The 25,496-nt window shown below is 35.1% G+C and carries 16 protein-coding genes; all 16 read right to left on the minus strand.

All coding sequences use genetic code 11. The annotated features are described in order from the left end of the window. Positions 1-2: 2 nt before the first annotated feature. The 16 genes from hemB to CLOLE_RS23670 all read right to left on the minus strand — a co-directional run bounded on the left by hemB (position 3) and on the right by CLOLE_RS23670 (position 25,187). The gene (gene hemB, locus CLOLE_RS18340; protein WP_013658613.1) at positions 3-971 is read right to left on the minus strand and encodes a porphobilinogen synthase; all 969 of its coding nucleotides are present in this window, start codon (positions 969-971) and stop codon (positions 3-5) included. A 68-nt stretch (positions 972-1,039) separates the two neighbouring features. After that, positions 1,040-2,557: a uroporphyrinogen-III C-methyltransferase gene (cobA, locus tag CLOLE_RS18345; protein WP_013658614.1), complete on the minus strand. Its 1,518-nt coding sequence runs from the start codon at positions 2,555-2,557 to the stop codon at positions 1,040-1,042. After that, positions 2,547-3,452 (minus strand): hydroxymethylbilane synthase, encoded by a 906-nt coding sequence (gene hemC, locus CLOLE_RS18350; protein ID WP_013658615.1) that lies wholly within the window; start codon positions 3,450-3,452, stop codon positions 2,547-2,549. Before hemC ends, cobA begins: the two co-directional genes overlap by 11 nt. 16 nt (positions 3,453-3,468) lie before the next feature. Continuing rightward, entirely contained in the window at positions 3,469-4,710 is a 1,242-nt protein-coding gene (hemA, locus tag CLOLE_RS18355) for a glutamyl-tRNA reductase (protein WP_013658616.1), read from the minus strand. A 77-nt stretch (positions 4,711-4,787) separates the two neighbouring features. Beyond that, positions 4,788-5,585 carry a sirohydrochlorin cobaltochelatase gene (locus CLOLE_RS18360; protein WP_013658617.1) on the minus strand — a complete coding sequence of 266 codons (798 nt, stop codon included), beginning with the start codon at positions 5,583-5,585 and terminating at the stop codon, positions 4,788-4,790. A gap of 27 nt (positions 5,586-5,612) precedes the next feature. Next, a complete protein-coding gene (locus CLOLE_RS23165) occupies positions 5,613-5,765 on the minus strand; it encodes a hypothetical protein (protein WP_157864078.1) in 153 nt (50 codons plus the stop codon). A 2-nt stretch (positions 5,766-5,767) separates the two neighbouring features. After that, a complete protein-coding gene (locus CLOLE_RS23850; RefSeq protein WP_270049146.1) occupies positions 5,768-5,902 on the minus strand; it encodes a hypothetical protein in 135 nt (44 codons plus the stop codon). A 62-nt stretch (positions 5,903-5,964) separates the two neighbouring features. Continuing rightward, positions 5,965-9,981, minus strand: a complete 4,017-nt coding sequence (locus CLOLE_RS18365) for a X2-like carbohydrate binding domain-containing protein (RefSeq protein ID WP_013658619.1) — start codon at positions 9,979-9,981, stop codon at positions 5,965-5,967. 667 nt (positions 9,982-10,648) lie between these two features. Continuing rightward, a complete protein-coding gene (locus CLOLE_RS18370) occupies positions 10,649-11,584 on the minus strand; it encodes a magnesium transporter CorA family protein (protein WP_013658620.1) in 936 nt (311 codons plus the stop codon). Positions 11,585-11,890: 306 nt separating this feature from the next. After that, the gene (locus CLOLE_RS18375; RefSeq protein WP_013658621.1) at positions 11,891-13,420 is read right to left on the minus strand and encodes an HlyD family efflux transporter periplasmic adaptor subunit; all 1,530 of its coding nucleotides are present in this window, start codon (positions 13,418-13,420) and stop codon (positions 11,891-11,893) included. After that, positions 13,420-15,597, minus strand: coding sequence for a peptidase domain-containing ABC transporter (locus tag CLOLE_RS18380; protein WP_013658622.1), 2,178 nt, complete (start codon positions 15,595-15,597; stop codon positions 13,420-13,422). Before CLOLE_RS18380 ends, CLOLE_RS18375 begins: the two co-directional genes overlap by 1 nt. Before the next feature lie 163 nt (positions 15,598-15,760). Beyond that, entirely contained in the window at positions 15,761-15,898 is a 138-nt protein-coding gene (locus tag CLOLE_RS23170; protein ID WP_013658623.1) for a hypothetical protein, read from the minus strand. A gap of 105 nt (positions 15,899-16,003) precedes the next feature. Continuing rightward, on the minus strand, positions 16,004-17,317 hold the full coding sequence (locus tag CLOLE_RS18385; protein ID WP_013658624.1) for a sensor histidine kinase: 1,314 nt from the start codon (positions 17,315-17,317) through the stop codon (positions 16,004-16,006). Next, positions 17,310-18,032: a LytR/AlgR family response regulator transcription factor gene (locus CLOLE_RS18390; RefSeq protein ID WP_013658625.1), complete on the minus strand. Its 723-nt coding sequence runs from the start codon at positions 18,030-18,032 to the stop codon at positions 17,310-17,312. The genes CLOLE_RS18385 and CLOLE_RS18390 overlap by 8 nt, the downstream gene beginning before the upstream one ends. A 266-nt stretch (positions 18,033-18,298) precedes the next feature. Next, positions 18,299-21,694, minus strand: coding sequence for a glycoside hydrolase family 9 protein (locus CLOLE_RS22115; protein ID WP_013658626.1), 3,396 nt, complete (start codon positions 21,692-21,694; stop codon positions 18,299-18,301). A gap of 94 nt (positions 21,695-21,788) precedes the next feature. After that, positions 21,789-25,187 carry a glycoside hydrolase family 48 protein gene (locus tag CLOLE_RS23670; protein WP_013658627.1) on the minus strand — a complete coding sequence of 1,133 codons (3,399 nt, stop codon included), beginning with the start codon at positions 25,185-25,187 and terminating at the stop codon, positions 21,789-21,791. Positions 25,188-25,496: the final 309 nt, after the last annotated feature.

Consider the following 25,496-nt stretch of genomic DNA (forward strand, 5'->3'; position numbering starts at 1 on the left):
TATTATTTAACTCTTAGTTGGCGCGCTATGTCCTTTGCAAAATAAGTAATAATGATATCAGCACCTGCACGCTTAATAGAAAGAACACTTTCATATATTGCTTCCTCACTAAGTAAGCCATTTTTAACAGCTAATTTAAGCATAGAATACTCCCCACTTACGTTATATGCCGCAATAGGCTTATTAAGATTGGCTTTAAAGCGATAAATAATATCTAAATAAGAAAGTGCTGGCTTGACCATAATAATATCCGCTCCCTCTTGGCAATCTAGCTGACCTTCACGTAATGCTTCATTCGTATTGGCGGGGTCCATCTGATAAGTCTTACGGTTCCCAAAGCTAGGGGCTGAATGTGCTGCTTCTCTGAAAGGTCCATAGAAACTAGAAGCATACTTAGCACTATAAGCCATAATACTTACATTTATATAGCCTGCCTCATCTAACCCTTCTCTAATAGCTACAATACGTCCATCCATCATATCTGAAGGTGCTACCATATCCGCCCCTGCCTCTGCATGACTTATTGCAATCTTAGTTAAGAAATCTAATGTTTTATCATTATCTACATAACCACTTTCTGTTAAAATGCCACAATGCCCATGGCTTGTGTATTCGCACATACAAACATCTGTAATCACTATGATCTCTGGGGCTATAGACTTAATAAGGCGAACTGCTTTTTGTACAATACCATCTTTGGCAAAGGCTTCACTACCACATGTATCCTTTTCCTTTGGAATACCAAATAGTAATACAGCACAAATACCCAATGCTTTAATTTCCTCTATCTCCTCTTTAAGCTTATCTATAGAAAAATGATAAACCTCTGGCATAGAGGCAATCTCACTTTTTATATTTTCACCTTCTACTATAAAAAGTGGATAAATGAGTTCTTCCACATGAAGCTTTGTTTCTCTTACTAAACTTCTTATTGAATCACTTACTCTTAATCTTCTTGGTCTTTCTAACATACTACCTTTCCCTTCTTTTCCTATTGTTCTCTTGTCTCAGCTGTATTTTTATATTTCATTTTTACGTTCTACTTTTCCTCCATGCAATCTACTAAATCCGTCATGGTCGCTTTCTTAGCTTCTTTGTATACCTCTAGGCCATACGTCTTAAGTGTATGAGTGGTTATTTCCCCTATAGAAATAAGCTTTGCATGGGCTAGGGCTGCTATATGTTCTTGCCCTATACGACCAATCAAATGATGTACTGTAGACGAACTAGTAAAAGTCATATAATCTATTTCATCTGCTATCAGCCTTTCTACTAGCTCTTTGCTACTCATTTCACCCTTTGCTACATTTCTTACTGGAACTGTGGTATAGAGTGGAATTTCATCTACCTTGCAGACTGCTTCCAAACTACTCACTAAACCTTCTCGTGCAATAGCTGAGTCAGGAAGCAGTATATAATCCTTATTTGTAAGTTCTTTTTTTAAACAATCTGCTAAACTTTCTGCAACAGCTTTAGTTGGCATCCTATCAGCAACTATTCCTTTTTGCTTTAAAGCTTTTTTCGTTGCTTCACCTATAACAGCTATTTTCAAATGAGCAAGTACCCTTGCATCTTTGCCACTTGCTTCTAATGCCTCGAAGAAAACCTCTACTGCATTAGGACTTGTAAATACCAAATATGTATACTGTTTAAGGTGCTCAATAGCTACTTTAAGCCTAGTATTCTCTTTAATAGGTGTAATCTCTATAGTAGGAAATTCTATAGCTCTTCCACCTAAATCATTAATCATCTCCATCAGCTGACTGCTTTGTTTTCTCGTTCTTGTCACTACAATTTGCTTGCCAAAGAGTGGTTTTTCTTCGAAAAAATTTAACTTTTCTCTTAGATTCACGACTTCACCAATAACAATCATCGTAGGAGGCTTTATACCTTTTTCTAGTGCCTTTTCATAAATATTCTCTAGAGTTCCTATTACAACGCTCTGATTATACCTCGTGGCCCAGCTCACTAGCCCTACTGGTGTCTCTTTTACCTTACCTGCTCCTAAAAGATTTTCAGTAATCTTCTTTAAATTACTAATACCCATTAAAAATACTAAGGTCCCCTTTAAACTTGCTAAAGCTTCCCAATTTATTTCATCCTTCGAACCATCTTTTAAGTGACCTGTAATAACGTGAAAAGAAGATGCACATTCTCTGTGAGTAATAGGAATGCCCGCATAGCACAATCCACCTATAGCAGAAGTAACACCTGGTATGACTTCAAAAGGAATCCCTCTATCAAAGAGATATTCACCTTCCTCACCACCTCTTCCAAAAACATAAGGGTCTCCTCCCTTAAGTCTAACTACCACTTTGCCTTCTTTAGCTTTTGCTGCAAGCAGCTCATTAATTTTATCTTGAGGCATGGTGTGGTTACTAGAGGCTTTCCCAACATTAATACATTCACACGTAGAGCTGCTTATCCTCAAGTAATCTTCATTTGCTAAGCGGTCATAAATAATGACATCCGCTTCTTCTAAACATTCTTTTCCCTTTAGTGTTAGGAGTTTGTAATCACCTGGACCTGCACCTATTAAATATACTTTACCAGTCATTTTTCTCAAATTCCTTTCTTAATACACTCGCTAACTCTTCTCCTAACTGCTTTTCACTTCCTATTGGCGCACAAAGTTCCTTAATCACAAGTTTCTTACCTAACTCATCCCCTAACAAGCCTCTCATTCGAAGTTTTGTACCTATAACTTCACAATACGCACCTATAGGCATATGACATCCTCCATTAATAGCATCCATAAAAGCCCGTTCTGCCTCAACCTGTATGCTACTAACAGGGTCTTCTAAAACCTTGACTAAGTCATACGCCTTTGTATCCTCTTGTCTTATTTCTATAGCCAATGCGCCTTGTGCAGGTGCAGGAAGCATGATTTCCATAGGCAAATAGCAGGTGATTTTATCGGCAAGACCTAATCGGTGAAGCCCAGCCGCTGCCAGAACAATACCTTCTAACTTCTCTTCCTCTAATTTACAAAGACGCGTATCTACATTTCCTCTAATTGGTACTATATTTAAATCTGATCTATAAGCAAGTAGTTGATACTTTCTCCTTTTGCTGCCTGTTGCAATGGTTGCACCTATAGGCAAATCTTCTATACTAGCGTATCCCTCTTTTAAGATGAGTACATCTCTTGCATCTTCTCTTTTTAGTGTTCTAGTGAATCTTAATCCTAAAGGTAATTCCGATGGCATATCTTTCATACTATGCACAGCCATATCAATATTCCCTTTTAATAGCTCAGCTTCGATTTCCTTAGTAAAAATACCTTTATCTCCTATTTTGTCTAGTGGTTTATCTTGAATAAGGTCACCCTTTGTTTTAATAATCTTCATTTCACAAGCAAGCTCTGGGTAATGCTTTTCTAATTCATCAATGACCCACTTTGTTTGAGTAAGTGCTAGTCTACTTCCCCTTGTTCCTATAACTACTTTCATCTTGTCTCTCACCTTCTTAGTTTAGTTCAAATAACTCTGATAGCGTCTTTGCATACTGTGCTCTTAGCTCTAGGTTTTCAGTAGTCATCAGCTTCGCAATTGGCGTACGTATGCATCTTTTTAAGACCTCTTCCATAATCATATGCATAGCTTCTTCATCTATTTCCTCGCTTATTATTTTCTTACCAAGGAGCCTTGTTGTATGTGCTTTAATGTCTTCACAATAAGCATCTAGGCCATGAATCACCTCTTCTATACTGAGTGCTTCTAACCATCTCATGAGCTTTTGAATTGCTTTTTCTATTTCTTTCTGGGCAGCTATAACAAGTTCCAAGCGACGTTCATTGTTAGCCTCAGCAATCATTTTTAGTGCATCAATGTCATAGACATTTACAAGTTCCATTTCATTAATAGCCGGGTCAATATCTCTCGGCATGGCTATGTCCATAATATCCAGCTTTTTTGTTAAACTTGGCATTTGCTTTGCTTGTAAAATAATATGAGGTGATGCCGTAGCAGAAATCACCATATCCACTTGAGGTAGCACTTCATAACGCTCCTCATAAGCTATCGGAATCAGTCCCTCATATACTTCTGTTAGTTCTACTGCTTTAGTATGTGTACGATTAGTCACATAAATTTCTCCTATATTCTCCTCTAATAAATATTTAATGGCCAGTTCATTCATTTCGCCTGTCCCAATAACGAGTACTTTTTTTCCTCTAAGCGTTTCTTGCTTTTCTTTTAAAAACTTGACGGCAATATGACTAATAGATAAGGAATGCTCAGATATCTTGACTTCACTTTTAATGAGCTTAGCTGTAGAAATTGCTTCACGGAAAATTTTATTAAGTACCTTTCCACTAGTATGCTCACTCATGGCTTCCTCATGTGCTTTTTTTACTTGCCCTAATATCTGGTCTTCACCAACAACAATAGAATCAAGCCCCGCTGCCACTTCAAATAAATGTCTAACAGCCTCTTCACCTTGCCTTATGTATAAATAAGGAGTGATGTCTCCCTTTACAAAATAGCTTTGATAAAACGCTATGCCCTTTAAAATAGCACTTTCTATATTCTCTTCATAGATATAAATCTCACTTCTATTACAAGTCGAGAGAATGACTACTTCTTGTAAGCTCTTTTCTACCCTAAGCTCATGTAGGCAATCTACTAGCTTAGTACGGGTAAAGCTTACCTTCTCTCGTATTTCTATGGGACAATTTCTATGGTTGACCCCAACAACTGCAAAACACATAGTGTGCCCCCTTCCTTTTATCATTTCGTATTTTTATCCTTATTAATAAGTATGGTGGAGAAATATGAATTTTTTTCTTAGTCTCCTGTATATATCGTTATAGCCTTCTCTGCTTCTTGCGCATGGGCTAAAAAGCATTTTCTAATATTAGGATTTTCTCCTAAACCTCTTAAAATACATTCTACCTCAAATCCCTCTGCTTCTAAAATTGATTTCCACGAATCCTCTTCATCTCCTGCCATATCATTAATTGCATGACCGCCTGCTACTAACATAAACGGAATGAGATAAGCTTTTCTTACTTCTGCTTTTCTAAGACGATTAATAATCTCTCTAATTTCTGGATATCCTTCTACTGTTCCCATATAAACTGGTAATTCTTCCTGGTCAAACATGTAATCCAGTGCACAATAAGCTGAATGTGCTTCATATTCCGTCCCATGCCCCATCAAAACTACTCCTTCTCCCTCTTTCAATGTTGGAAGCTCTGTTTTCACAGCTTCAACTGTTGCTTTATAATCCTCAATTTGTGTAAGTAAGGGGCTACCTAATACAATCTTCTTAAACTGATTTTTATAGCACTCTACTTGCCCTTTAAGCTTGCCATATTCCTCACCGCAAATCACAAGAAGCGTTTGTACAACAACTTCCTCATAGCCTGCTGCAACTAACTCATCTAGTACTTCTATAGGATTATTAATTTTTATATTTTCTACCCTAGCAATTTTTCTAATAATTATGTTAGACGTGAAAGCTCTATAGAAGTCATATCCTTCAAAGGCTGAAGCAATAAGCTCCTCACATGGTTTAATCGTCTTTTCTCTCGTCTCTTTATAACTTGATCCAAAACTCACTACTAGTATCGCTCTTTTCATCCCTTATCCCTCTTTTTTTACTATCTGCTAGCTTTGGTTTTGCCTACCTATTACGCTTAATGGATTTACCTTTTTAGTCACTAGCGCTTTACCATGGTTTGTCACTACAGAAATCAAGTAATCATATCCTGCTGTTTCTGGAACTGTAGCTATATGCAGACTATATGAAGTTTCACCCAAAATTAGAATCCTAACACATATCCTCTAGGTGTAATCATATATTCTTTATTCATAAAAGTAAACTTCTTTCCAGTAACCTCTATATTACTCCCACCTTTTCTTCCTACTGAAAGAATACAAAAACTTTCTTTCCCCAAAAAAATAGAAAAAGGAATCACTAAGCCTAAACCTAGTGATTCCTTCTAAAAATTATTATTACTTACTGAGGCGCCACTCCACTTACTAATACGCCATCATAGAAAACAGCTACATGATTTGCATCATTATAAGAAAAGTCGTTACTTTGGTCAAAGTTTGACCAATTAGTATTGGCTAATCTTGTAGCTACTTCCACTTTAGCTGTTGTATCTAAAGAATAATCTCCACTAAAGCTTAACTCTAAATAGTGTGATGCCGTAGATGTCGTTTCACTCATCTTAACAATCTTCCAAGCACTATTACTATTGATATTAACATACCATGGTGATTTACTATATTGAATAGCTGCATTATCTATCCATGTGCTTTGACCTACACTACTATCTTCTGCTGTAAAGTAGTAACGGATTGTCACTTTAGATAAATCATATGTATTTCCATCTGTTACTTGAACTTTAAATGTGCTACAAATCGTGTTAGTTGTTGTTCCTCCTGTTGAAGTTAAAGCAAGGCTAAGCCCACCTGTAGGTACAACAACCTCTGTTGTATCCACTACCTTCAATTTCACTTTTTGTACTGCTCCTGCACTAAAGTTAAAAATTAAATTACTCTCTCCTAAAGGACAAGCCTCTAAATAACTAGATAAAATAGTTATTTGATCTCCATCCACTATATAGTCTTTACCTTCTACTAAAACAACCTCACCATTTTTAATGGTTACTAAACTATTTCCATTAAAGGCTACCTCTAAGTTAATATCTGCCCTAGCTTCTACCTTTTTATCAAAACTTACTTCTGTTGGAGTAACAACAGCATCTTTTTCTGCAGTATTAACTACTTTTACTACAAAATCAGCTGAAGAACCCTCACTAAATACAAAGCTCAAGGTATGTTCACCTTTTTCAAGTGTGGTTAAAAATACTTTATTTAAAGTAACAGTTTCACCTTCCACTACATAATCTGTACCTTTAGCTAAGACTTTACCATCTACATTAATGTTTTCTAGTGCGTTACCCTTTAGATTCATAACAACTTGAACATCCTTTGGAACTGCTTTGTCAAACTCAGCTCTTGTTGTCTCTAAGCTGGCATTATTTACTGTTTTTGATATTGTAACATTTAGTACTGGATCATTTCCTTTATTGAAGTCAAAGGTCAACACAGCTACTCCTTCAGCTAATGTTGATAGGTATGCCTTTGAAATAATTACTTTATTTCCTTCTACTACATAATCACTACCTAAAGCTAATGTCTTTTCACCATTTTTAATAGCAACTAATGTATTACCATTTGCTTCAAAGTCAACAGTAATATCAGCTTGTAATCCTTCTTTTTTATCAAAAACTGCTTCATTAGTACTTAAACTTGCACTATTAACTGTTTCCTTAACGGTAATAGTTAATGCTGGGTCTATACCATTATCAAAATCAAAGCTTAGTTGAGCTGTGCCATTAGCTAATGTAACTAGATAACTTTTTAGAACAGTAACCTTGTTACCCTCTACTACATAATCTGTTCCAACTGTTAAAACTGTGGTTCCATTTTTAATAGCCACTAGTTTATTGCCATTATCTACAACCTCTACACTGACATCAGCTTGTAATTCCTCTTTTTTATCAAAGGTGGCTGATTTAGGGGTAATGCTACTACTTACTATAGGCGTGTCATTACCAGTATCAGCATAAACAATACCACGTCCATTAGTTCCTATGTATACTCTACCATAAACATCTGGGTCTCCTGTAACATCACAGCCTGGATCAACTAAACCATATTGATGGTTATCATCATTAATTCTTACCCAGCTTTCTCCCTTATCATCAGATCTAAAGAAGCCATGTTGACCCTCTATCTTGGCAACAATATAAATAGCTTCATAGCTAGAACCTTCCTTGCCTTTTCCAAAGCCAAATGAATTTACTTCCTCCACATCAGAAATCTTGGTATAAGTTTTACCATAATCTTCAGAGAACCAAAAACCATTTTCTTCTTTAGCGGTAGCCTTGCTAGTTCCCATCCATACATTACCTTCGTGTCCTCTTACTGCCTTGATGTTCATATCTGTTACACTAGGTAATCCATCAACTGTTACAGCTTTAAAAGTTTTAGCTCCATCTGTACTTACATAAGCTTTTCCATCTTTATAACCATAGAATACCTTTGGATTTACACGATCAGAAGCAATTCTAGCACCTACAGGAATACCTATAGAAGCAGTCCAGTTATATCCTCCATTAGCCCAGCTTACAGCTTCATCTGGCGTTGCCCAAACCACCGTATTACCATCAGCTGATAATGCAACTTTTCCTCCACCTATACTACTACCGATTCTACTACTAATAGGAGAGAATGTTTTTCCTCCATCTTTTGACCACATCATACCATTTAAATAATTACCGTAGCCATCTATTTCTTTTCTTTCCCCTACACGTACAACAATATTAGGATTTAGCTCTGCATAATCCACATCTACTGAACTGTTTAAGCTAGAATATTTATCTCCAGCCTTTACATTGGCCAAAATACTAGGTACCTTTGTGACATCACTATGATAGAAACCATTAACATCATATAAGCTACTAATGAGTCCATCATCTTCACCTGGTACTACTACTAAAGCATTAGATACAACTTCTTCTATACCATCTGCCATAACGGTAATATCCATCTGTCCACCTTGATCCCAGTTGGTTAAGTTATTAGTACCATATAAAGTAGCACCTGTACCGTACATTAAACGATCTGAGTTAAATGGGTCAATATCTATAGCCCCTACACACCAACCCAACTTAGGGAAAATTTCAGCACTTCCACCTGCTTGACTTTTATTCCCCCAATCTAACCATGGTGCATCTGAAATATCCATCTTATAGTAGAGCTTACGATCTGGATAACTTGTCCATTCCCAAACATTCTTCCAAGTTTCTCCACCATCTGTACTTCTATACATGAAGATATCTGGCCACCAGGATTGGCAAATAACCACAATATTATCTTCATTTTGTGGGTCTACAGCAATACCATTATAAGGATAGTAAGGATCATCAGGTGCTGTTTTACTTGATTTAGGACTAATAAGTGTCCACGTATCTGTATTCGTATCAAATTTCCATACATCACCATAACCTGTTTCATAAGGTCCTGCCGTAGTTGAGTAAGTTACATAAAGAATGCCATCTTTAGTAAGATAAGATTGATAAGGTAAGTAAGTTACCCCCTCCTCTATTTTCCATTCACCTGTTGTTTCATTGGTTACTTTTCCTCTAGGTTCATTAGGGAGTGCTTCCCATGTCTTACCGCCATCTTTGCTTCTATAAATAGAATGTGCCTGATCTCCTACACCTACATAAATAGTTTGAGAACCTGAGCCTACTTTATTTGAATTCTCATCACAAATTACCCAGGTTAAACCTAGATTACCTTCATACTGCGTTCCTTTGTCGTACTTAAAAGTTCCCTTGGTGGGAAATGAAGTCACTTCTTTCCAAGTGTGCCCATAATCTTCACTCTTCCATAAACCATTATTACGTGATGCAAGATACAAGTTAGAATTTTTATTAGGATCAACTATCAACCTATCTCCCATTAGTCTTCCTTGCATATTACTACCACAGAAAAATGGTAATTCTACTACGTCCCAAGTCTCTCCTTTATCATTAGAACAAAATACTGCTCCGGGTACATCTGTCCAACCATTATCATATTCTCCCATCAGTGCATAAACACGGTTAGGGTCTGTTGGATCTGTAGCAATACCATCACAACCTAGATTACTCCATGTTTCTGGTCCTACCCAGTCAGTAAGAGGTTTCCAGCTCCCAGTATCTTCCTGCCAGCGGTAAATACCACCCATATCCGTTCTAGCATAGATAAGATTTTCTTCTGCTTCACTAAAAGTAATACCTGTAATCATTCCCCCACCATAAATTTGTACATTCTTCCACTCATTGGTTTCAGCACTATAGGCATATACACAATTAGGCGCAATACACATCATTGCTAGTCCAATAGGTAAAACAAACTTTCTTGCATAACAGCTAATAGCTTGTCTTAACTTACTCAATATTCTCTTACTCATCATACCCCTCCTAGATTAATAAAACACTTTTATAAAGCATCTTTATTAATTTCATTTATGCCTCTATTATATTACGCTCCTTATGTAGTCCAATATGGTTCTCCCAAGATGCATTATTTTTATACATAATATGCCTTTTATAAAAAAGTTGTAACTATTCAGCTATACAAACAGAAATTTGTCGGGGGTGTTTATGAGAATTACGTCTGGAGGAAAATGAGGGGGCTTTTCTTTTTTGAAAACACTTCAAGAGAGTGGCTTTACGCATTATTGTTGATATCTATTTTCTGCACTTCTCGTTTAGGGGCCCCAGCGTTTATGAGATTAATAACGCTTGTAAGAAATGATAGGATAAGGGCTGCCTGAAGGAATGACTTCGTAGTATTTTTTAGAAGCACTTGGTGAACTTTTTTGATGGGTTTTAGTGCGAGTGTTTGACTGAAAGGAGTTTTCGCACGTTCATCAAAAAAATGAGCCTTAGTGCTTCAAAAAATACGGAGCGGAATTCCGGAAGGTAGCCCTTATCCTATCATTTCCGCCCAACAGTATCCTCATCAACGACACGACACATTTCTAAATAGTTATGACATAAAGCTTAACCCGCACGCAAAAATAGCTATACTTCTAACAAGTTTAAACTTATTAGGAGTATAGCTATTTTATCTATTTAAAATAATTTTTTTCTAATCATAAATAATGCTAGTAATACTGTCAAAGCAATTGAGAAAGCTACTATTCCCACAAAAGCATATGGGCTGCCATCTTGGAATGGTACTATAACGTTCATTCCCCAGAAACTAGCAATCATTGTTGGCACAGACATAACAATAGTAATCGAAGTAAGAGTCTTCATCACAATATTTAAGTTGTTAGAAATAACAGATGCAAATGCATCCATGGTTCCACTTAAAATGTTACTGTAAATGTTGGCCATCTCAATAGCCTGTTTATTTTCAATAATAACATCTTCTAGCAAATCTTCATCCTCTGGATATTGCTTTACATTTTCCATTCTCATCATCTTCTCAAGTACAATTTCATTAGAACGAAGTGATGTTGTAAAGTATACTAAACTCTTTTCCAAATCAAGAAGCTGAATAAGCTCTTTATTCTTCATAGATTTATGAAGCTCTTGTTCAATCTTATGACTCATACGATCGATGTGTCTTAAGTATTGTAAGTAGTAAGACGCATTTTTATAAAGAAGCTGTAATATAAATCTTGTTTTCTTATAGGTAAAGAAACCTCTAATTTTACCAGAACTAAAATCCTCTAGTAACTGAATATTTTTTAAGCAAGTTGTAATAATGAACTTATCGCCTAAAATAATAGTCATTGGAATGGTAGCATAATCACCCATACCTTCTTCTGTTTCTTTAATAGGTACGTCTACGATAATAACTGTACAGTTATCATCTACTTCAATACGAGCTCTTTCCTCTTCATCCAGTGCGGATAAAATATGATTAACTTCAATATTGAAAGCCTCAGAAATTTCGTTAATCTCTTGTGGTGTAGGATTAATTAAATTAATCCATGCGCCTTCTTCGAAGGATTCAATAGCTTTTAGCCCTGCATCAAATGTTTTATAAATTTGTTTCATCTTTTCACATCCTCCACCCCTCACCTTTTTAGTGCAAGTGGTGATTTTGTGACAGCACAAAAAGCTACCTTTGCATTAAAACAAGGTGAGTATTCTCATTATTTAATTGATTTTTTAAACGCCTATAACTCGGTCCGACGTCCACGGATACTCACACTCCCTTTAGTATTTATCATTTTTTATTTTTAATACAAAGACTTTCTTAATTTAAGCCTCTTCTATACTATTTTATTATAAATCACCTGTCAAGCAAATTTACTTGTAGGAAGCAAAAAAATCTTCGTTCCTACAAGTAAACCTGAATCATTATTCTTTTAAATTGATTTTTTCTAAAACATAGTACAATATTTTCTTTTGTTCTGTGATAATGTATGCATTACAGCTCATACCAATTTTTAAATCAGCGGGCTCATTTTTGTAACTGTAAAGATTTACATCTTCTAGACTACCAGTTATCCAATAACCACTCATTCCTCCTAATTCTGTTTGACTAGCATCTGTAGAAATATTAGTAATATGACCCTTGATCTTGCCATACTCGCGGTAGGAAAGTGCATCAAATTGATATTCGATTTCCTGTCCAACCTTAAGACCTGCTATATCATTATTGGGAACAAAGATCTCAACCTTATAAATACTATCACTAACGGGAATTATTTTCCCAAGTTCTGTTCCCTCCGTTAATAAATCACCTTTATTAATTTCTTGTACTACATTTAAGGTTCCATCTATGGAAGCACGTATAGTACAATCATCTATAGCTATCTGTATACCTTCTAGATTCCTCTTATCCGATTGATATTGAACTTCTAGTTCTTGGATTTGATTATCTAACTTGACTAGTTCACCTGTCTTAAACTGCTCAAGTGCTAATTTTCTTTTGGCTACTTTATTTTTCAGGAGTTCCTCACTAATAATTAGTTTATTATTCTCTATAGTAGATGTGTCTATTATAGTTTGATTGGCTTCAATTTTTTCTTCCACTTCTTTAAGTAGTGTTAGCTTTTGTGTATCTAATTGATTTTTGAGTTCCCCTACTTTTTGTTTAGAAGCTTTTAATTCTTCTTTGGCTACCAAATTCTGTTCATCTAACTCTACATTTAGGTTATAAAGTGTTTTTGCCTCTTCTAATTTACTCTTTAAAGCATCCCTATCATACAGATATGTCTCAAACTCTATTGCATAGATACTATCTATATCTTTAAAAATAGACTTTTCCTCATTAACAGATTGTTTAAGCGTTTCTAAGCCTGCTATATCTTTCTCTGCTTTTTTTATTTTTTCTGTATAGCTTGCCTTATTCAAATTCACCTGTTTTAGGTCTATCTCCTCGTTTTGACTATCGATTATCTGGCTCCTTTTTAGAGTCTCAAAATCTTGTTCATACTGGATGTACTTTTGTACATAAGCTTCATCATGCTCACTATTAAAGCTATTTACGCTACTTTCAATACTTTTCTTCAAGGTTCTTAGATTGTCTAATATCTTCTCTTGTTCGCTTATCACTTCTTGTAACTGTAATTTCTTTACTTCCTGCTCTGCACAGTCAATTGTTACTAAGACATCTCCAGCTTTTACTCGTTTTCCCTCTTGCAAACTGCTACTATTAACAACTCCACCTGATTTATTTCTTATAATACTTAATTGTTCATTGGGTCTAATCATGCCCCTACCCTTAGATACAATATCAATCTCCCCATAATACATCCATATAATAGCTGCCACAACTATTCCTATCAATAGTCCGATAAAAATGGCAAAGAAGGGATTAGGTTTGGTCTCATAGAGTTCTTTACTATCTGATAACTCATTTATATTTTTAATAATGGCTTTCATTAGTTTACCTCCCCCACTTCTAATCCTGATATTTGTTCTCTCCATAAGGATGCATATCTACCACCTATACTTACTAGTTCCTTATGTGTCCCTGTTTCTACGATTCTTCCTTTATCTAATACGTAGATGCGATCACATAATTTAATAGTACTTAATCGATGTGCAATAATAATGGTGCTCATGGACCGACTTAGCTGTCTAATAGTAGATTCTATAGCTGCTTCGGTAATTGAGTCTAAATTACTAGTAGCTTCATCTAAAATTAAAATATTAGGCTTCTTTAATATAGCCCTTGCTATAGCTAGCCTCTGCCTCTGACCACCTGATAAGTTGGCACCATTCTCATCTAGAAGTGTTTCATATCTTAGTGGAAGTTCATTGATAAAATCATGTGCTTTAGCCATCTTGGATGCTTCTACTATTTCTTCCATACTGATACGCTCTAAACCTAGGGCTAGATTTTCCATAATTGTCCCACTGAATAAAAAGGTTTCTTGTGGGACATAAGCAATCTTGGTTCTAAGGACCTCTTTTTTAATATCTAGGATATTATTGTTGTCTATTAATATTTCACCTTCTTCTAACGGGTATAAATTAAGTAATAGTTTGGCTAAAGTCGTTTTACCCGAACCACTTTCTCCTACTAATGCAATTCTTTCTCCTGGCTTAATCTCTAAATTAATCTCTTCTAACACGTTCTGCCTTTGGCCATATTTAAAAGTGACATTTTTATAAGAAATTTCTCCCTCTAAATGCTTTGGCTCCATCTTTCTAGATTCTTCTTCTCCATTTTCTATCTCTAAATCTAAGATTTCACCTAATCGCTCTGCTGCAACCATAGCTGTTTGAAGCTGAGGTTGTAAATTAATTAAATTTTTAATAGGATTTAAAAAATAAATGAGTAATGAATTATATGTAATTAAATTACCTACGGACATATCTCCTTGAAGGACTTGATTGGCACCAATCCATAATATGACAACGCCTCCAAGTAATTCTATTAAGCCTTTAAAAAAGCCTTGCAAGTTCGTCGTAAAACTTAGTTTGAAGATACTTCTTAGTAGCTTAATGAATTTTGTTTCTGTTTCTATCCCTACTTTTTTCTCTGCATTAAAGACCTTAACGGTTTGAATACCATTTAGTGACTCCACCATGTACGAAGTAAGTTGTGCGTTATTTTCCATGGTAGCTTTATTGCCCTTCTTCAAGGTTTTATTAAAACTCACTACTACCACGCCATAGAGCAGAGCGACCACTAAGGTGATTCCAAACAGTAGCGCATTTTGCATATATAAAATAATGCCTCCTACTATTACCATAATCGTGTCGATCATTATGGTTAGCGTTGCTCCTGATATAGCATCTCTTACATGCCCTGCATCTTGAAACCTAGAAATAATCTCACCTACTCTTCTTGTCCCAAAAAAGTTCATAGGTAATTTTAGAATATGCTCATAATAACCTAATAATAGAGCTATATCTAATTTCTGGCTCAAAAAAAGTAATAAGTGGGACCTGAATAAACTAAGTAGCATCTGAAAAGTGTAAAGTATTAGAATGCCAATGGATAGGATATTTAAAGTTTTGGACATATTATAGGGCAAAATATCATCTAGTAAAAATTGCATATAAAATGCTCCTAATATGCCTAATGCTGTATAAAGAAGTGATGCCGCAAATACTTGTAGCACAATACCTTTTTGTGGCTTAAGTAAATGAAGAAAACGCTCAAATAAGCCCTTTGTTTCCTTTCCTTTCTTAAATTCACTGGTTGGCACTAATAAAATAAGCACCCCAGACCATATACGAGTAAAATCTTCAAAGCTATAAGTCACTATACCATCTGCTGGGTCTGCTATGATGATTTCATGCTTAGTGATCTTGTGCACAACGACATAATGCATTAAGCCTCCTTCCTTAATCACATGAGCTATTGCTGGCAAAGGAAACTCACCTAATAATGCTTCTGGTTCACCCTTAACCCCCTTAGCACTAAATCCCAACTTTTCAGCTGCCTCTAACATACCTGCTACATTAGTTCCTTCTGTGTCCGTCCCTGCTGCTTCCCTAATTTTAGTAATAGGTGTACTGAGTCCATATTGCTTACAAACTGTTGCTAAGCATGCTGCTCCACAGTCTGTCATATCGTATTGCATGATACAATAATATTTCGCCATACCGCCCCTCTTTTCTACCCCCGGCTATATTTGTACACAAAAAAAAGAAATACTAATAAAATATTATAATATTTTTATTAGTATTTCCATTCTTATTTACAGTATTTCGATTAATCTACAATACCCTAACTTAACTATATACTTATACGTATTAATCATTTAATTATGGAATAAATATTGATATAAATTCTCTCATCACAGCGCTACAATACGCAAGTGCACCACCTGAAATTTTTTGCTTCTCTCTCTTAGATAATTCTTTAAAATGCTCTACCTTATTTACTTCTTTAATCTTTTTCATATACTTACCTCCTCTTAGATTATTAATATTACCCCTAGTATCTTTAGTATAAGTTATTTGTATTTCACTTCTATTGTATTTGCTTAAAATGTATGTTTTTAATACCTAAGCTGTTACACTATAACTAATAGGTATATCTATCTCTAAGTAAAACTCCTCTTCTTTACTTATAATATTGATATTACCATTATTTTTTTGCACACTCTTTCTAATATTAGCCAAGCCAAAACCATGATTAATACTATCTTTTTTGTTAGTAGGAATTTCTTTCTTATGATCTATCTCCACTCTACCATTAGCAGTATTTTTTATGTTGTAGAACAAATAACCTCGATCACAGACTGCTTTCATTTGAATTCTTTTGACTCTACTAGCCTCCACTCTTTCACAAGCCTCTATAGCATTATCTAAACTATTAGCAAATATAACACATAAGTCCATGTCATCTAGGCCTAACTGCTTACTAAATTTTACTTCGTATTCCATTTGAATATTTTTCTCCTTAGCTATTTGCAACTTATCATTTAAAATAGCATCTACAATAGAATGTCCAGTATGAACCATATAATCTAGTCGCTCTGTTGTATTCTCCATTTCTGCAATATATTGCTCTAGCTTATGTAATTCTCCTTGCTGTGCTAAACTCCTAATAATAATCATATGATTACGCATATCATGCTTGATAGCCCTTGTTTCTTTATTAATCTCTTCTAACTTATGATAATATTTAAATTGCCTCTCTAGCTGCTCACTCATACATTCATTACTCCATTTATAATAAAGCTTATTCATTTCTTCATTAATTCCTAAAATTAATATAATTATACAAATAAAGAATATTAGGATATAAGTCCCTACACTAATACTTTGCAAGAGCTCAATATCACCAAAGTAAGCTGCATCACATATAAAAAGTGTATACATTGCAGTAATAGTAAGTAATATAATGGCTAAAGCTTGCCTTCTAGTAACTGTTTTATACTGCCCACTTGCTTTATAAATGATATTACTTTGTTTACCTAAAAACCATAAAATAGTACCTTCTAAAGCACATCTTATCTCTGTTACTATTTGATTCTCAAGCCAAGTATGTCCATAGTGTTCTACAATATAGTCAATCAACATCCAATCTAGGGTACCTATACCATATATCACCGCAAGGCCTAAAAAATTGACCCAAACCTTATTTAAAAAGGTCCCCTCAAAAAGAAAATTAGCAAAGCAAACTCCAAAGAATAATACTCCTGATATAACTTTTTGATGGGTAATGAACATAAATGCACATATTACGCCAACATAAAGTAAATACTTTATAATTCTTTTTCTAGTTAGTTGAGCTTTATCCAAAAAAGCATTTAAACACATAGATTGCATCACAAAACAGTTTATTAAACCTGCTAGTAAGTCTAATTTATCCAAGTCGGTGTGCCTCCTTTAAATAGAGACGAAAGCTTTCTTTGAAAGCTTTAATCCTTAGACGACTCATATACACCACATCTCCATTTTGCATGGTTACAGTTGCTTGATCATATTCCTTCACATACGCCAAATTAATCAGGTAAGATTTATGAATTCTAAAAAATCCCTTGTCAGCCACGAACTTGTCTACTTCATTAATTTTATTATCTATGATGTATTCCTTCTGACTTGTAACTGCACGTAATTTTCTATCTACTGTTTCAAAATAAATAATATCCGCAAATGGAATTTGAAAGAATCTCTGTCCTTGATTAAGAGTGATTAGTTTTGAAAGCTTTTCTTTCCTTTTCTTTAAAATTAAGTCAAAGGTTTTAAAGAGCTGTTCTTTTTGTATCGGTTTTAATAAATATCTAAGTGTGTTAACTTCAAAAGCACAATGAGCTTCTTCTGGATGGCTAGTTGTAAAGATGATGTCTGCTTTTAAATTTTTCTGACGTATTTTCTTTGCTAATGTTATGCCATTAATACTGTTTTCTATTTCAACGTCTAAGCAAAATACATCACACTGTTCATAGTTAGCTTTTAAGAGTTCTTCAGCTGAAGAGAAATATTGTATTTCATATTGCTTTACACGACTTTTTAAGTACTCTTCTAAAAGCGCTTCTAAATGTTTACGGAAGACTTCTTCATCATCACACACAAAAATCCTGAACATTCTATCCTCCCCCTAAATAATTGGTATACTTACCTAATTATTACTCTTTTTACTCTTAGATATTATCACATTAGTTTAAGTTTTTTAACTATTTTTATTATTTTTTAAAACTTTACAAAAATTTCACCTATTTTTAATCTGTTTGTAACATAAACTACTAACTCCAAAAAGCGATATATTATACCATGGAATAATATATCGCTTTTTTGCAACTACTTGCTCTATTCTATTTTACTTTTAATTACAACCTATTCGTATTTCTACACCTATGGTTCTACACCAGCAACTAAATTACCATCATAGTAAACGCAAACCTTGCCAGCATTTCCGTAAGAATAGTCATTAGTTTGATCATAATTACTCCAGTTAGATTTTGCTGTTCTAGTAGCAATTTCTAAAGTAGTACCTGCTGAAATCATTTCTGATGCATTGATCGTTATTTGAATATAACAGTCTGCTCCTGCTTTAGTAGCATCCATTTTGATAACTTTTCCACTTACTTTACTTGTGTAAGGACTATACCATGGTGCTTTATTCATTTGTGCTGCTGCATTATCACACCATACCGTTTGTCCCTCACTACCATCAGCAGTATAGTAGTAACGGATTTCTAATTTAGATAAATCAATATCATTACCACTCTTATGTACTAACTTAAAGTTATTTGTAAGTGTGTTAGTAGATGCTTGACCATTGCCTGTATTGCCAACCTCTAATACAAAGTCAACTACTGGTACTTCTACTACTTCAAGCTGTACATATACTTTAACAGCAGTTGATGTAGTTGTTTTTCCTTTTGTAGATGTTGCTTTAGCTGTAAAGCTAATAGGTGTTAATTGACCCATTTCTGTAACTGTACCTTCTGCTACATAAGTAGCTGTGTATACGCCATCTACTGCGCTAGTGCTTTCAGCGAATTTTTTGCCATCTGCATAGAATTCAACTAACTTAATATCGTCTTCTAATACATCCGCAGCAACACTTACTTCTATTTGCTTTGTTACCTCTGCAAAAGTTTCTTCATTAGCAGGTGAAACAATTTCTACCTCTGGTGCTGCTATGACAGGAAGTTGTACAGATACATTAACAGGTTTAGATATTGTTTTGGTACCATTCGCTGCAATTGCTTCAGCTGTTATAATATACTCGCTTAATTCACCTAACTTACTAGCTGAGCCAGTTGGTAAATAAGATGCTGCATATGGTGCCACTTTACTTTCACCTACTACCTTGCCATTTACATAAAATACTACTTTTTGAATAGTAGACTTCTCTATTTCAGCTGTAGCATTCATAGTAATGGCTGTAATGCCCTTACTCATATCTATGCTTGTTCCATCAATAGGAGCGGTAACAGCTACTATTGGTGCTGCTAGTACTGGTAAAACAACAGATACTTTAACAGCTTCAGAAGTAGTAGATTTGCCATTAGCTGCCGTTGCTTTAACAGTCAAGCTATAATCCTTTGTAGTACCTACAACTGTACTGTAGTCACTTGGTACAAAATTCATTTCATAAGGCGCCTTTGTGCTTTCTCCAATCTTAGTACCGTCTACAAAAAATTCTACTTTTGAAATAGTACTTTCTTGTACCTCTGCATTTGCTTTAATAACAACTGGATTTGCTTCTGTTACATCTTTAAAGATAGTTCCTGCTACTGGTGATGCAATACTTGTCGTTGGTGCATAAACCTTTGTAGCCCCTGAAGGTTCCTGACCAAATACTAATTTACCATTATCATATAATGCAAAATGATTTGCTTTTGCTAAGCTATTTGAACTTGAACTTGCTATATCCACAAATGATGGGCTCTTTGTGTAATCCCATTTTCCTGGGGCTGCAATTCTAAATTGTAATTCGCTCTTATGTTCACTTTGACCACCTGGATAAATTTTAGCACCAGTTAGGTCAATTTCTACATAATAAATGCCGTTTTGTGCATCCCAAGGTTGTAAGCTAGATATTTTAGCACCACTTTGATTGTAATTAGCTGAAATCTTCATATCACTTGCTTTATAACCTGCAGCTAATACATCACTAATATCCACGAAATATCTATAAGCAAGCTTATCCGTTACTCTTGCAGGCCAAGCACTTCTGTTATAAACAACTGCTTTAATTTCTACGAAATTAATTGCATTTTGTTTGTCTTGTGCATTAATACCTGCTTCAAGGAATATTTCTTCCCCAACTTTCTCTATAGCATTTAGATTTGGATTGATAGTTCCGCCGTAGTCTTCATACATTTTTGCCATTAAACCTACAAATCCAGCATTGTAATCACATGCCACTTCATTTGATACATAGTCTGAAATTACATCTGTATATTTATCATTCTTATCTGGTCCTCCTACTAAAGCGCCAATAAGTACATGTCTTGGCTCATATGGTTGTCCTGATAAATTATTTTCCCATGCACCATGAGCTGTTCTATGATGTGGTTTAGTAGGTGGATTTACTCCAAAACCAACTACAAAACTACGTCCTGTGCTACCAAGAGCATAATCTGCTTGAGACTTAGCGAAGTTTTGATAGGTTTGTGCTCTGTTTGCATCAGCATCTTCCCAGTCTGCATATATACTAGCTAAAAATGCTGTTGTAGTAGCATATCTTAATGAGCCCCATGAGTCTCTCCAAGCAAGCCCTTTTGGTGTATAAGGTACACGTTCTCCATTAAGACCTGTTGTCCAGTAGTCTAAGTGATTTTCAATAACTTTTTTAAATTTATCATCTTTACCATACTGAGCTAACAAAAGTGAAGTACCAATATGTACATCATCCCATGAGTGTGCCCATGAATAAGCAATCTGATCAGTTTGTGGTACTTTTTCCCAACCAGAAGAGTAATCTTTAGCTTTTTGTAAATAACTTGCATCATTAGTTGCTATATAAAGCCACATGCTTGCCCAAGATATCTCATCATTATAGCCACTAAATGAGGAGTAATAACCACTAGCTTGCTTCATATAACCTGCGTCACTTTTTGTAGCTTCTGCAAAGCTTAAAAGCTCTTTTGCATGTTTTAAACAAGTTGCTGCGTAAGCAGGATCAATATCTTTAAATACAATAGAAGCTGCTGCTAATGAAGCCGCTGTTCCTCCTGATACTGCTGAACCTGGATTATTCATATCTAATTTATATGCTGGCCTTTCCATCTGCATAATTTCTGCAGATCCCCAGAAAGCATGGTCATATCCACCATTCCCCACTTGATAGTAGTATTCATTAGCAGATGGATGACACTTAATAAAGTAATCATTAGCCCATTTGATTTCATCAAGCATATATTTATCTTGTCCGCTATCTTTATAAACATCTTTATCTTCTATATAAGACCACGCTAGCATAGTAGAAGTATATGACATTGGCAAGTTGAACTTAACATGATCACCAGCATCATACCAACCACCTGTTAAATCCAATCCTACATCTGCACCATCTTTTAAGCCAGAATCTCCTCTCCAGTTATTTCTCTGATTATCAGGTAAATCTCCGGATTTTTGGAATTCATAAAACATTAATGCTTTTTGAAAGGCATCGCCATAATTAAAGTTTGTAGCTGCTTTTACTTCTACACCATTAAAAGCCATAGTACCTAATGTTAAACCTACAGCTAATGCGGAAGTAACTATTTGCTTTGACTTTTTCTTAAATCCTATCATTATTCTTCCTCCTTTTAGAGTATAATCTCGGCAACCTAAGTTACCGAGATTATATTGAAATTAGTATATTAAACTTTAGGGGATTTGATTTTGATTAGTTTGGCATTGTACCACTTACAACTTCACCATTGTATAATACTACTGGTCCTGAAGTATATGAGTAGTCATTAGTTTGATCATAATTTGACCAATCACTCTTAGAAAGACGAATACCCATATCAATCTTTCCACCAGCATCTAATACTTCATTTGATGTAAATGTAATTTCCATATAGTATTGGTTTCCACTAACTGGAACAACATTTACTGAAACATCAGGAGTAAGGTTTACATACCAAGGTGCTTTATTAAGATTCATACCAGCATTATCTTTGTATGCTGTTTGTGCTCCATTCCCCTCTAAAGTATAGTAGTAACGAATAGCAAGTTTAGATAAATCTACAGCGCCCTCTGATGTTACTACAAATTGTCCGCCAATTGTATTTGTAGTTGCACCACCTTTATTATTATGTGCTACATTAACCTTTACACTTGGTTCAACTACTTGTTCAACTGGTAGTTTAACTTGTACTTTAACTGATTCAGATGTTGCACTCATATCATCTGTAGTTGTTGCTTTTGCTGTAAATACTACATTAACAATACCATCTGGTCTTGGACCATATCCATCTGGTGTAGTATAAGTTGCTGTGCATGTAGCACCATTAGCTTTGCCGATTTCTTTACCATCAGCGTAGATAATTACTTCTTTAATAGTACCATCTTTTACTGTTGCTTCAGCTGAAACAGCTACAGTTTGTTTGCCTGTTGTAGCATCAATTACTGTATTAGCAGTTGGAGCTGTAACAACAACAACTGGCTTATTAGCTATTTTAAATTGAACTTTAATCACAACATCTTCAGAAGTTGCTTTTGCACCTTCAGCTGATGTAGCTACTGCTGTAAGCGTAATTTCTTTTATACCTTCTGCATCCATACCATCTTTAGTTGGTACAAATGATACACTACCATTACCTGTTGTTTCACCAATCTTGGTTCCATCTGCAAAGAATTCAATCTTAGCAATTGTACTATCTTTAACAGATGCTTCTGCAGTTACAGTAATAGGAGTTTGAGTTGCTTTATAATCAATAACATCACCTGTTACTGGTTTTACAATGTTAACTACTGGTAACTCAATTCCTGGGAACTTAAGTGTTACTGTGATTGGTGCTGATTCTTTAGCAACATTCTTATCTGAATATGCAACTACTTTAAATGTTACTTGTTTTGTTCCTGCTGCTGTTAAATTATCTTTAGTTGGTACATAGTTTGCTTCATAATTAACATCTGTATCTTCTGCAAATTTAACACCATCAGCATAGAATTCTACTTTAGAAATAGAACCTTTATCAATAGAAGCATCAGCTTTTACTGCAATGCCTGTTGAATCTTTTGCTACTTCAATTACATCACCATTTTGTGGAGTTGTAACTGCTACGTTCATAACTACTTCATCACCTGGGAATAACATAGCCATTGTACCATTTGCAATAGCGATTTCTGCTTGTGCCCAGAATCTGTGATATGTAATTTCGAAGTCTTCACCGTTTTTGTAAGCTTGTTCAAGTCTTGCAAAGTCTGGATCATTCTTATATTTAGAACGTAATTCAATAAATGTTACACCTGGTACGATTTCATCTCCATTTGCCATCTTTCCAGTGTAATTACTTGGTACATAAACTTCTTGTTCAAAGAAACGTTTGTAGTCAGCACGAACTTCAGGTGCAGCTACCCCTTTATCATCTCTATAAAGTGTCCACATACGATCTAATACTTCTTTTGTTATATCTACATAACTTTGATAATCTTGTTCTGGAGAGTATTTCTTAGTTGCTGCTGCATAGAAAGTAAGTGTATTAGCCATAGAAGCCACTGTACCAAGGTCTGTACCATAGTTAATAACATCTACATGGAGGTTCTTGTTACCTGTGTAAGACCCTGTCCATGTATCTGGTTGTCCACTCCATTGAAGTGTAGAAGGAACAGCAAAAGTACCATCATCATATAATTGAATTTCTGACTTAGCCCATGCAGCCCATCTGTCAAGAAGGCCTTTAACTCTTGAATCTCCTGATTCATAATAGTACTCAGCCATACGTTGCATTGACCAACCTTGCATACCAAACCATTGATTACTACCTGGATCTTCGTATACTGGATGAGCATCATAAGCCATACCATAGAAAGTACTTGTACCTGCTGGATACTTCTCATAAGATCCACCATATGAGTTAGTTGCACCACCTGCAATAGCTCCTTCAGCAGATTGTAACCATTGATAGAATTCAATTTGTCTATCTAAGCTCTTAGCCCAGTCACGTTTAGCATTTGGTGATTTTGGAATCATATCACTATCTGTTGAAAGAACCCAAGCTGCCATTGGACTTTGGTAACCAAAGTGATTGTGGCTACTACCAATTCTCCAGCTCCAGTTAGCATCAAGTCCACCACCCCAAGCATAATACCATGACATTAAGTAGTGTGCTGCTTCATAACCTTGTCCTGGTGTTTTACCTTGTGCACCAATCTTCATGAAATACTTATCAAACATAGCGTATCTTAGGTAGTCACCCATTTTACTTGCTTTAGCTACATAAGTATCAATATTTTGGCCCTGCTCTTCTGCCCAGTCTTTCGCCCAGTACATAGCTTGTACTAAACGTGCATCAGCATCTGGTGCATTTGTGTATCTCCATTGTTTTGAATAGTTAGCATCACCTGTGAAGAAAGGTAAGAAACCACTTTTTCCACCCCATTTAAAATCTTCCCATGATGGTTGTGGAATAGTTTCCCATGTAGATTCTTGTTCTCCACGTTGGAATGTATTAATATAAGAAGGCGCTGATACACCATCTCCTCTTCTACCATAACCGTAGAAGTTATCACCATCTATAAGCCAGTGCATACCATAGATTTTAGAAGTTCCATAGGTACTTTTAAGTTCATTAGCAATAGGGTCAGTACCTACTGGTAAACCAAATTGTAATTGGCTAGGATAATAATCTGGCAAAGGATATTCTGATGCATATGTAGCAGGGCTATTTGGATTGTAATCTGTTTGACCTGGTTGATCTAAATCTGTTGGAATATAATATTTTTCAATAACATTCCAAGCTTCTTTAAGACCACTAAAGTCTCCTGTGAATTTACCATTCATAGCTTCTAACCAAACATAATAGCTAGCTGTTTCACTAGTTGATTCATGTCCATGGTCAGGTGCTTCAACCATTAATGTTTCAATAGAGTGATAAGGTACGCCCTGTGGACTAAAATAGCCATTACTATTATCTTTAATATCCTCATACAGGTCTAAAAATCTCTGTTCATACACATTCGTCGATTCTGGTACAACCACAGGTGTATTTGCCGCTGCAAAAACACTAAGTGGAGTTAAACATTGTGCTCCAACTAATAAAGCACTCATAAGCCCCATCGTTTTTCTCTTATTCATACTATTCCTCCTAATTTTTTTATTTACTTTTTAATACGGGTATTTACAACATTTTTCACCTATAGGCGACAACTCCCTTCTTTATTATCTATTACCATACTTATAATCAAACCAAATTCACTTTAGTCCTATATCTCTCTAGTATTAGATAATATAAAACATATTCTTACTTTTCATGTCTTCATTATAATTTCATAAATTTAATTATCAATTCATATTGAATATAGTGTAGGTAATCCATACATAAGTTGCATAAGTATTTATTCCCATGCTAACAAAAAAAAATAAATTACCACAAAGATTTGTTCT

Origin of the sequence: Cellulosilyticum lentocellum DSM 5427, assembly GCF_000178835.2 — a bacterium.
Classification (GTDB): domain Bacteria; phylum Bacillota; class Clostridia; order Lachnospirales; family Cellulosilyticaceae; genus Cellulosilyticum; species Cellulosilyticum lentocellum.